Below are 10,377 nucleotides of genomic sequence, written 5' to 3'. Positions count from 1 at the left end.
CGTTTTGAGTCGCTTTAGCGCCTCAAGGGATGCGAATAATACACCCTTTATTTTTTGAGTCAACACTTTGTTTTAAATTTTCTTTTGGAAGATTTAAAACCGAAGTTTTATTTAACTCTCTGAGTAGTTCGTGCCTTGCTATGCTTCGGCGTTTCCCGTCTCAGTGGGGTCGCATTATAGGGAGAACAGATTTTTACGCAAGTACTTTTTTAAAGAAAAAGTAAAAAAAGATGCTGTTCGGTCAGTATCTGAACTAAACCCCCTGAAACTGATAGTTTTGTAACCAAACGGTGCCTTTTATGGTACAAAAATAACCTTGCTGATACACTCAAAGCTAATAACTATTATCTAAAAGGTACTAAATATGGCAATCCGTTCTTATAAAGGTGTAACTCCTTCGTTTAATTCGTCTGTTTATATTGATGAGTCATCAGTTTTGGTTGGTGATATTACTTTAGGTGATAATAGTAGTGTTTGGCCTTTAGTAGCTGCCCGAGGCGATGTTAACTATATACGTATTGGTAAACGCTCCAATATACAAGATGGCAGTGTATTGCATTTATCTCGTGCAACTAAAAGCAATCCAGATGGTTATCCACTTATTATAGGTGACGATGTAACTGTAGGTCATAAGGTAATGCTGCACGGATGTATATTAGGAAACCGTATACTTGTAGGTATGGGCGCTATTATTATGGATAACGTGGTTGTTGAAGATGATGTAATTATAGGTGGGGGATCTTTGGTACCACCAAACAAACGCTTAGAGTCTGGTTACTTATATGTAGGGAGTCCGGCCAAGCAAGCCCGCCCTCTAACGGAGCAAGAACTTGCCTTTTTAAAAATATCTGCCGATAACTATGTATCACTTAAAGATGAGTACTTAGTTGAAATAGCTAATTTAAGTTAATAAGCTTACTTCAATTTGGCCTGCCGAGTTATAGCTCTCTTCTTCGATAAGCTCCTCGGCACGTTCTTCGTAATCAAAACGATACTTTTCAAAATACTCTGTTACGTGACTTTCGTCTGTTAGTTTAAGTGTATTTACTTCTATTACACACTCCACCAGCATGCCACTAACTTGTGCAAAAAATACTAACTGATGATCGGGCTCTCTAAACTCTAGCCTATCTATAAATTGTATTGCCTGATTCATTTAAGCGTTCCTTGTTTTAGCGCATCAACGACGGGAAGTATTTTTGGCATTTTATTACGCCATACATAATATGCTTGAGCAGCTTGGCCAACTAACATGCCACTGCCATCTAAAAGCTTAGCGTTAATATTATGCTGTGCAACCCAATTCATAAAAATGGTATTTTGCAGTGAATAAAACATGTCATAAGCGACTTCACAGTTAGTTATGTGTTTTTTATCAAGTGCTGGAAGTTCGTTATTCATACTGCTAGAGGTAGAGTTTATAATTAGTGAGTAATCGCTTACTGGTAAATCATCAAAACCAAAGCCAGATACTGGTCCATATTGGGTAAACAGCTCTGCGAGTTCTTTGGCTTTTTGTGCTGTGCGATTAACTATTATTATTTCCTGAGGGTTATGCTCTAACAAAGGTAAAATAACCCCTCGAGCAGCACCGCCCGCACCTATGATTAAAATGCGTTTATTAGTTATGGCTACTTCATTAGCGAGTAAATCATTTACAAAGCCCACACCATCGGTGTTATCACCGAGTAATGAACCATCATCTCGTTTTTTTAATGTATTAACAGCCCCTACTATTTTGGCTAATGGCGTAAGCTCACCAGCCATTGCATAAGCTTGCTCTTTAAATGGCATTGTAACGTTAGCACCCACACCGCCTTGCTCAAAAAAAGACAATACTGTTTTTTCAAAGTTATCGATAGGTGCTAATATTGCGCGATAGTCGATTTGCTCACCCAGTGATACAGCAAATTGTTTATGTATCGCGGGGGATTTTGAATGTTTAATTGGATTTCCAAAAACCGCATATTTGTCCATTTTAAAGCAACCTCTTTGCAGCTATAACACTGCCTATTAACGATGATAAGTAATATGATTAAACGACTTTTTTCTAAATCTAAGCCGGCTCCCGAGCAACAGGCTCCTACTCCTGAAAAAACACCGTATGAAATAATAGGTGGAGAGAAAGGGGCGCGAGCTATCTCCAATCGATTCTACGACATAATGGAGTCAGATGAATACGCTAAACCGTTATATGATATGCATCCTCTGCCATTAGATCGAATTCGCCAAGTATTTTTTGAATTTTTATCTGGTTGGTTAGGCGGGCCAAACCTATTTACTGAAAAACATGGCCAGCCAATGCTACGTAAAAGACATATGCCTTTTACTGTAGATAAAGCATTACGCGATCAGTGGATGTACTGCATGAATAAAACGCTGGATATAGAAATAGACAATCCGTTGTTGCGTGAAGGCTTAAAGCAATCATTCTCTCAACTAGCAACGCACATGATCAATCAGCATTAAATTTATATATAGCCATAATGCAAAAAGGCGCTAATTAGCGCCTTTTTGATTATTGTTTAATTTTTATAATTGCCACTCTCTGGCTATCAGCTCACTTGGTTGACTCGTTAACCACTCTTGCGGGCGTAAGTAATACTGATATAGGTTAGCTTCTGGGCTACTTGGCTCTGGTTTATAGTTATATTCCCAGCGTGCAAGTGGTGGCATAGACATTAATATAGACTCCGTGCGCCCGCCACTTTGTAATCCAAATAAAGTGCCCCTATCCCATACTAAATTAAACTCAACGTAGCGCCCGCGACGATAAAGCTGAAAATCACGTTGTTGCTCTGTGTATTCGTCATTTTTGCGACGTTCAATAATAGGTAAATAGGCATCTAAAAATCCATTACCCACCGATTGCATAAACGCAAAGCTTTGCTCAAACCCTAGCTCATTCAAATCATCAAAAAATAGTCCACCCACGCCACGTGTTTCATCGCGGTGTTTAAGATAAAAATATTCATCGCACCAGGTTTTGTATTTTGGATAAATGTCGCTGCCAAAAGGCGCACAAATGTCGTGAGCAACTTGATGCCAATGTTGTACGTCTTCTAATACTGGATAAAAAGGAGTGAGATCAAACCCGCCACCAAACCACCATATTGGCTCTTCGCCTTCTTTTTCAGCTATAAAAAAGCGCACATTGGCATGACTTGTTGGTACATGAGGGTTTTTAGGATGAATAACTAACGACACACCACACGCATGAAAGCTGCGCCCTGCAAGCTCTGGCCTATGTGCTGTTGCCGAACCAGGCATTGAAGCGCCAAATACGTGTGAGTAATTAACTCCACCTTGCTCTATTACAGTACCATTTGTGGTTACACGTGTGCGACCACCACCACCTTCTGCTCGCTGCCAGTTATCTTCTATAAATTTAGCACTGCCATCTGCAGCCTCCAAACCTTGGCAAATAGTGTCTTGCAAAGCCATAAAGTATGCTTTTACTTGATCTAATAATTCGCTTTGCATATTAACCTCTAAATATTTTGCCAGTCATGGCGTCTTTTATTGTGCTTGGTTGAGTATTACCACCTAACGGCTCGTCAACGTAAAAGCCAACTTGTTCTGCAAATTGCGCTTTGGCTTGCTCAATACTAATTACCGTTTCTTGACCGGTTAAGTTTGCACTGGTTGATACTAGTGGCTTACCAAACTCTTGGCACAAACGCTTTACTGTTGGATGGTTTGTTACTCTTACTGCGATGGTATCAAACTGCCCTGTGAGCCATTTAGGCGTATTTTTAGATGCAGGCATAACCCATGTAATTGCAGCAGGCCAACTCGAAAAAATATCAGCGCGTTTATCCATTGGTATTTTTGCATCATCTACGTATTTTAATAATTGTCCGTAGTTATCAGCGATTAAAATAAGCCCTTTTTCAACCGGGCGCTGCTTAATAGCTAATAGTGCTTCAACGGCTTGTTGATTATCTGGATCACAACCTAAACCATATACAGCTTCTGTTGGGTATAAAATAACTTCGCCTTGCGTTAAGCATGTTATTGCAGTGGGCGTATTTGAAAGGTCTGACAAAGTAGTCTCCAGATATAATTAAACGTTATTCAGTTGGGGTGAGCTTATGCATGCAGCTTTTTTGTGGGCATTGCAATAATATGCCGTTTGCCATATTTCTTTCTATGACGATAGGCCAGTCACATTCAGGACACGGATGTTCAACCGGTTTATTATTAAGCGTGTATTTACAGCTTGGATAACAATCACAAGAATAAAATACTTTACCAAACTTATTACTGCGCGCGACTAAATGACCTTTTTTGCATTTAGGGCAACTAGGCAAAGTATCTTCGCTTTGCTTTTCTTCATTTTCGTTAGCAATGTAATGACACTCTGGATAACCCGTACACCCAATAAACATACCATAGCGGCCATTTTTAACCACCAGCGGTTTGCTACACTCAGGACATGCTGAATCTTCTAATATTTTGATTTCGTTACTGTCGTGATGTGCCAGCGGCCTAATAAAGTCGCATTTGGGATAACTTGCGCATCCTAGAAAAGGGCCTGATTTACTATTGCGGATCACTAACTCTGAACCACACTGTGGGCATATCTCGTATTCTTTTTCGAGGGCGTGCTTGTTCGCCGAGAAAAGCGAATGGTCGATTTTACTCATGGTGATCCTAATAGGTTGGTGAATTTTCGCCTAATATACCCAAACCACTTAAAGATACAAGCAATGCCGTGCTTATCCTTTTAAGTAATTTGAGTACAATTAAGATAATTATCTCTAATGAAGAAGTTCGCTGGGTTCATCAAAAATCAAATCTTCCATTTGCTCATATGCCTCTTCAGAGCCAGGAACGTTAAACAAGATCATAAGTACAATCCACTTTAAGTCTTCTAGGCTTATAGTTGGTTTATCGAGAGAGGCTAAACAGTCCATTACCATTTCACGTGTTACATTGTTAATTACGCCTATTTGTTCAATAAACATTAAAAAGCCACGACACTCAGCGCTGAGCCTTTGGCATTCACTATCGGTAAATATACGCACAGCATCTTTAGGGTTAGCAATAAGATAAGGAGACTCATCGCTGTGTTGTAAATCGGCTAGTTGCTCTAACCAATCAAGAGCTTTAAATATCTCAGGCTTATTAAAGCCCGCACGCAGTAGCTCATCGGTTAACTCATTTTGCTCTGCAAATATATCCGCTTCGCTATGAATGTAATTTTCAAAAAGATACAAAAGAATATCAAACATATTACCTTCCTGCGCTTAACTTGATGTAACCATCTAACACTCGCTCAATCTGATCGTCTAATTCTAAATCGAGCAACCTACTGAGTACTTTATCTATTGGCCACTGCGCACGACGCACAATGTCATCTACACTGGTTACTTCAAAGCCAATACTATTTAAAACCTCACATTGAGAATTGGCTTGAATCGGCTGCTCTTTATTACATACATTATTGTCGTAAGTAAAACTCACCTCATCAAGAATGTCAGCCACGTTTTCTACCAGCTTAGCACCTTGCTTTATTAAAAAGTGACTTGCCTGCGCTAACGGGTTTTTAATAGAACCCGGTACTGCAAATACCTCTTTATTTTGTTCAAGCGCATAGCGTACTGTAATTAACGAACCACTTTTAATTTCAGCCTCAACAATAAGTACTCCTAACGATAACCCAGAAATAATACGATTACGGCGCGGAAAGTTGTGCGCATGAGCAGCTGTGCCTGGTAAAAACTCACTCACCAGCAGGCCGTTTTCTAAAACTTGGTCTGTTAATAGTTTATGGCGTTTGGGGTAGTAAATATCAACCCCAGTACCAAGCACAGCTATGGTTTTACCTGTACCAGCAAGAGAACCTTTGTGTGCTGCACCATCTATTCCCCGCGCCATACCTGAAGTAACTGTAATACCCGCCAAAGTTAACTCGTATGCAAATTCTGAGGCTATTTCAAGCCCGGTAGGTGTAGCATTACGGCTGCCAACAATTGCAATCTGTGGAGTTGATAATAACGAGACATCTCCCCTGCAAAAGAGTAATAAAGGCGCACTGGCAATCTGCCGGAGATCTTCTGGGTAAAGCGCATCAAAAATACAGACAACAGTAATGTTGTTCAGCGCTATTAATTGCTCATAATGACTGACTTGTTGCCAATTGGTGTTGAGTAAATTACTCGCTTGATTAGCGGTTAACCCAAGCTGTAAAAGCTTGTCATGAGATAAGTCGAATAACGACCCAAGGGAATAGTTTGTAGATAGTGCTAAAAGGGTTTTTATACCCAACCCTTTACACATATAAAAGGCAAGCCAGTGGGCTAGCTTGCCAGATGACTGATCCATGCTCTCTCCTAGAGCACCGACTCGCTACTTCTTAATGAATAACTGCAATATCTCCAATGCGAATTGGGTGCTGGTTTTTAGTTATTAATGCATAACTTACTTTGTCATACACTTTAAAGACAATTAGCTCACCAACTTTTTCTTTAGGCATGGTCCACGTTGTGTTTTGTTCGTCAGACTCATCACCAAATAATTGGCTCACATCAGATAAAAGCTTCTCATATTTACTAGAATCTTCTGGATAACGAGGGCCACGAGGACCATCAATAACCGTTGGCGATTGACGCTCTAGATCTAATACATGACCCGCTTCTATATTTTGTTCACTTCCTAAGTTTAGCACCACAACATCCATTGTGCTGAATTCTCTAACTTCGCGTGGTGAAGCAATAATATTACCTGTTACAGGTTCTGAAGGGCGGTGTATATCAAAGTACGCAGGAAGCATTTGGCCTTCCATTGCCGGCATTAAAAAATCACCTTGCTGAATTTCTCGTTTAACAGACTCAACACGTAATGATGAAGGCACGCCATTTTTCTCATCGCCCGCTCTAAAAGCACGTGCTATACCCACATAAGATGCACGCGTTGCTAACACTTCACCGGTTAAATCAGTGTAGGGGTCACCTTTATGATAAATGGCATATGCTTTATGTACTTGTAAGTCGCCTTTAACATATAAAATATGGCCTAGCGTTTGTGTTTTAGTATTTTCGTTTGCACCTAAAATATAAGGTTTACCTTTAATATCGTCACTGTTCATTGCTTGCTCGTAACTGATATAAGGTTTGATCATTTCAAGCGGCAAAGTAGTTATAGCATCACGCCCTTTTGGTGTAATACGACCCTGAGGAGATAGCTTTCTATATCCTTTATTGATCACTAAACGTGGGTTTCCATCTGCATCGTATATCAACGCTAATGCATCACCGGGGTAAATTAGGTGTGGGTTGTCAATTTGTGGATTCATTTGCCAAAGTTCAGGCCATAGCCAAGGCTCATCTAAATAGATGCCAGAAATATCCCAAAGTGTATCGCCTTTTTTTACAACATACTGTTTTGGTGCGTCTTTTTTTATTTTAAGTACATCAGCAACTGCGGGAAACGCAGCGCTTAACATAAGCATGATTGCAAGTAGTGGAGATTTCATCGAGCTTCCTTGTATTGTTTTTTCATTATTATTGCCCAAAACCTGTTAAAGGTGAACGCGAATGGCTAAAATAAGAGCATACAATACCCTAAATTAAGCACAAGTGAAAAAGGTAACTATGGCTAGGTTAGAAGTTTTAAGATTTCCAGATGAACGTTTACGTACTGTAGCAAAAGATGTTGTACAAGTTGACGACACAGTACGCCAAATTGTAAAAGACATGCTAGAGACAATGTACGATGAAAATGGCATTGGACTTGCGGCCACGCAAGTAGATATTCATCAACGAATCGTTGTTATTGATGTATCAGAAGAGCGCAATGAGCCACTGGTATTAATTAATCCACAAATCATTAAAAAAGACGGCTCTACCGTTAGCGAAGAAGGCTGTTTATCAGTACCTAACTCGTATGCAAAAGTAGATCGCGCAGAAACAGTAACAGTCGCAGCACTTAACGAAAACGGTGAAGAATTTGTACTAGATGCAGATGAATTATTGGCTATTTGTATTCAACATGAACTAGATCACCTTCAAGGTAAGCTATTCATTGATTACTTATCTCCATTAAAGCGCCAACGTATTCGTAAAAAGCTTGAAAAAGAAGCCAAGTTTGCAGAACAGTAATAAGCACCTTAGGAAAACTCAGTGACTCAACCATTACGCATTATATTTGCCGGTACGCCGGACTTTGCCGCACGTCATTTACAAGCGCTGATACAAAGCGAACACCAAATAGTGGGTGTATATAGCCAGCCAGATCGCCCTGCAGGTCGTGGTAAAAAATTAAAAGCCAGTGAAGTGAAAGAGCTAGCGCTTGAGCACAACTTACCGGTTTTTCAGCCACAGTCATTAAAAAATGATGAAGCACTAGATGAGCTAACAAGCTTAAATGCCGACATTATGATTGTTGTAGCATATGGCTTAATTTTACCTAAAGCTATTTTAGAAGCGCCACGTTTAGGTTGTTTAAACGTGCATGGCTCTATATTACCGCGCTGGCGCGGTGCTGCACCTATTCAACGCGCAATTTGGGCAGGTGATGAACAAACCGGCGTAACAATAATGCAAATGGATGAAGGGCTAGATACCGGCGATATGCTACATATAAGCCGCTGCCCTATTAGCACAACAGAAACTAGCGCAAGCTTATATACAAAGCTTGCTGAGCTAGGTCCAGATGCGTTAATTGAAACCATTAATAAATTAGCTAATGGTGAGATCACCCCTGAACCTCAAAACGATGAACTTGCTAACTACGCTAAAAAGCTTTCTAAAGAGGAAGCTGATATCGACTGGTCCATGAGTGCGCTTCAAATCGAGCGAAACATTCGCTCTTTTAACCCGTGGCCAATGTGCTTTACCCAAATGGGTGGGCAAACAGTAAAGATTCATCAAGCGCAAGTTATGCTGCAATCAGGTGATCCTGGGCAAATTTTATCAAGCGACAAAAATGGCGTAGTAGTGGCGTGTGGCGAACACGCTTTATGTATTACGCAATTACAGCCGCAAGGTAAAAAACCAATGGCAATTAACGACTTTTTAAATGGTCGTAGTGACTGGGTTACTCCTGGCACAATATTAGGCGAAAACAATGAGTAATGTTCCAAACGTACGAGCGCTTGCCGCTGAAACTTTATATAACGTAGTTGATAAAGGCGCATCGCTTAATCAAGAACTTCCATTTGCAAGTCAAGGCTTGCCGCCTAAAGATAAAGCGTTGCTACAGCAAATTTGTTATGGCGTTTTACGCTACTTACCGAGCCTTGAAAATTACTGCCAACACTTAGTAGAGCAGCCATTAAAAGGTAAACGTAGAATATTTCAGTTTTTATTATACGTAGGTATTTATCAACTGCAGCATATGCGCGTACCACCTCATGCTGCCATTTCAGAAACGGTTAACGCACTGGCTCAACTACGCGCTTTAGGATTAAAAGGGCTGATAAACGCCATTTTACGTAGCTTTCAGCGTCAACAAGCTGAGCTTGAAGAAAAAGCGAAGCTTATTCCGGTATGTTTATACAACCATCCAAATTGGTTTATTAAACAGGTGCACACAGCCTACCCAGATAGCTGGGAAGCACTACTTGAAGAAAACCAGCAACAAGCACCAATGTGGCTTCGTGTAAATCAAGCACAATTTAGCACGCAAGAGTACAGCGAAATGCTTAGCGCTAACGATATTGAACACACCTTAAACCCTGACTTTATTGATGGGATTAAGCTTGCCAAACCACGTGATGTATTTTCGTTGCCTGAGTTTGATACAGGTGCATGTTCAGTACAAGATGCTGCAGCACAGTTGGCAGCCCGCTTTTTAGAACCTAAAGCAGACGACTATATTTTGGATGCCTGCGCAGCCCCTGGCGGTAAAACATGTCATATTTTAGAGCTTGCTGATGCTGATGTACTTGCACTTGATAGCGACTCAACTCGCCTTGAACGTGTTAAGCAAAACTTAACTCGCATTGGCTTAGGTGCAGACCTACAATGTGGCGATGCATCGCAACCACATACCTGGTGGGATGAAAAATTATTTGATCGTATTTTACTTGATGTGCCTTGTTCGGCCACTGGCGTAATTCGCCGTCACCCTGACATAAAATGGTTACGTCGCGCATCAGACATCGAAGATTTAGCTAAGTTACAAAGCGATATTCTTGATAGCATTTGGCCACTGTTAAAACCAGGTGGCACATTGGTATATGCTACGTGTTCGGTTCTTCCACAAGAAAACCAACAGCAAGTTGCTAAGTTTTTAGCTAATAATGATGATGTAGAACATATACCTCTACACGAAAACGATACCGTAACAACGCCAGGTTTGCAGTTACTGCCCGGTGAAAGTGATGGATTTTATTACGCTAAGCTAGTTAAAAAAGCCTAATAGCCGTAC

The 10,377-nt window shown here is 40.5% G+C and carries 13 protein-coding genes; 5 read left to right on the top strand and 8 right to left on the bottom strand.

Annotated elements, in window-relative coordinates:
* Window positions 1–364: 364 nt before the first annotated feature.
* The gene (locus H5122_RS19630; RefSeq protein ID WP_182683005.1) at window positions 365–910 is read left to right on the top strand and encodes a gamma carbonic anhydrase family protein; all 546 of its coding nucleotides are present in this window, start codon (window positions 365–367) and stop codon (window positions 908–910) included.
* Here H5122_RS19630 and H5122_RS19625 read toward each other — a convergent pair.
* Together H5122_RS19625 and aroE are read right to left on the bottom strand one after the other, a co-directional pair.
* Window positions 902–1,156 (bottom strand): DUF1488 family protein, encoded by a 255-nt coding sequence (locus H5122_RS19625; RefSeq protein WP_182683004.1) that lies wholly within the window; start codon window positions 1,154–1,156, stop codon window positions 902–904. The genes H5122_RS19630 and H5122_RS19625 overlap by 9 nt on opposite strands.
* The gene (gene aroE / locus H5122_RS19620) at window positions 1,153–1,977 is read right to left on the bottom strand and encodes a shikimate dehydrogenase (RefSeq protein WP_182683003.1); all 825 of its coding nucleotides are present in this window, start codon (window positions 1,975–1,977) and stop codon (window positions 1,153–1,155) included. Before aroE ends, H5122_RS19625 begins: the two co-directional genes overlap by 4 nt.
* Window positions 1,978–2,031: 54 nt before the next feature.
* Here aroE and H5122_RS19615 point away from each other — a divergent pair, with 54 nt between their 5' ends.
* Window positions 2,032–2,469 carry a group II truncated hemoglobin gene (locus tag H5122_RS19615; RefSeq protein WP_004335148.1) on the top strand — a complete coding sequence of 146 codons (438 nt, stop codon included), beginning with the start codon at window positions 2,032–2,034 and terminating at the stop codon, window positions 2,467–2,469.
* Window positions 2,470–2,532: 63 nt separating this feature from the next.
* Here the strand turns inward: H5122_RS19615 and hemF are convergent, their stop codons facing one another.
* The 6 genes from hemF to H5122_RS19585 all read right to left on the bottom strand — a co-directional run bounded on the left by hemF (window position 2,533) and on the right by H5122_RS19585 (window position 7,480).
* Window positions 2,533–3,483: an oxygen-dependent coproporphyrinogen oxidase gene (gene hemF / locus H5122_RS19610; RefSeq protein WP_024604781.1), complete on the bottom strand. Its 951-nt coding sequence runs from the start codon at window positions 3,481–3,483 to the stop codon at window positions 2,533–2,535.
* Window position 3,484: 1 nt separating this feature from the next.
* Window positions 3,485–4,048 (bottom strand): L-threonylcarbamoyladenylate synthase, encoded by a 564-nt coding sequence (locus H5122_RS19605; RefSeq protein ID WP_004335153.1) that lies wholly within the window; start codon window positions 4,046–4,048, stop codon window positions 3,485–3,487.
* 25 nt (window positions 4,049–4,073) lie between these two features.
* Entirely contained in the window at window positions 4,074–4,649 is a 576-nt protein-coding gene (locus tag H5122_RS19600) for a type I DNA topoisomerase (RefSeq protein ID WP_004335155.1), read from the bottom strand.
* A 114-nt stretch (window positions 4,650–4,763) separates the two neighbouring features.
* Entirely contained in the window at window positions 4,764–5,237 is a 474-nt protein-coding gene (locus H5122_RS19595) for a DUF494 family protein (protein ID WP_004335158.1), read from the bottom strand.
* Window position 5,238: 1 nt separating this feature from the next.
* Window positions 5,239–6,330 (bottom strand): DNA-processing protein DprA, encoded by a 1,092-nt coding sequence (dprA, locus tag H5122_RS19590; protein WP_004335159.1) that lies wholly within the window; start codon window positions 6,328–6,330, stop codon window positions 5,239–5,241.
* A 31-nt stretch (window positions 6,331–6,361) separates the two neighbouring features.
* Window positions 6,362–7,480: a LysM peptidoglycan-binding domain-containing protein gene (locus H5122_RS19585; RefSeq protein WP_182683002.1), complete on the bottom strand. Its 1,119-nt coding sequence runs from the start codon at window positions 7,478–7,480 to the stop codon at window positions 6,362–6,364.
* Between the two features lie 118 nt (window positions 7,481–7,598).
* Here H5122_RS19585 and def point away from each other — a divergent pair, with 118 nt between their 5' ends.
* From def to rsmB, 3 genes are read left to right on the top strand one after another with little or no spacing between them, the layout of a single operon-like run.
* Window positions 7,599–8,105: a peptide deformylase gene (gene def / locus H5122_RS19580; RefSeq protein WP_004335162.1), complete on the top strand. Its 507-nt coding sequence runs from the start codon at window positions 7,599–7,601 to the stop codon at window positions 8,103–8,105.
* A gap of 21 nt (window positions 8,106–8,126) precedes the next feature.
* Window positions 8,127–9,080 carry a methionyl-tRNA formyltransferase gene (fmt, locus tag H5122_RS19575; protein WP_182673058.1) on the top strand — a complete coding sequence of 318 codons (954 nt, stop codon included), beginning with the start codon at window positions 8,127–8,129 and terminating at the stop codon, window positions 9,078–9,080.
* Window positions 9,073–10,368, top strand: a complete 1,296-nt coding sequence (gene rsmB / locus H5122_RS19570; protein ID WP_182683001.1) for a 16S rRNA (cytosine(967)-C(5))-methyltransferase RsmB — start codon at window positions 9,073–9,075, stop codon at window positions 10,366–10,368. Before fmt ends, rsmB begins: the two co-directional genes overlap by 8 nt.
* Window positions 10,369–10,377: the final 9 nt, after the last annotated feature.

The sequence above is a fragment of the Pseudoalteromonas sp. SG43-8 genome, from assembly GCF_014164245.1.
In the GTDB taxonomy this organism is placed as follows: domain Bacteria; phylum Pseudomonadota; class Gammaproteobacteria; order Enterobacterales; family Alteromonadaceae; genus Pseudoalteromonas; species Pseudoalteromonas distincta.
This window is presented reverse-complemented; position numbering and strand designations above follow the sequence as displayed.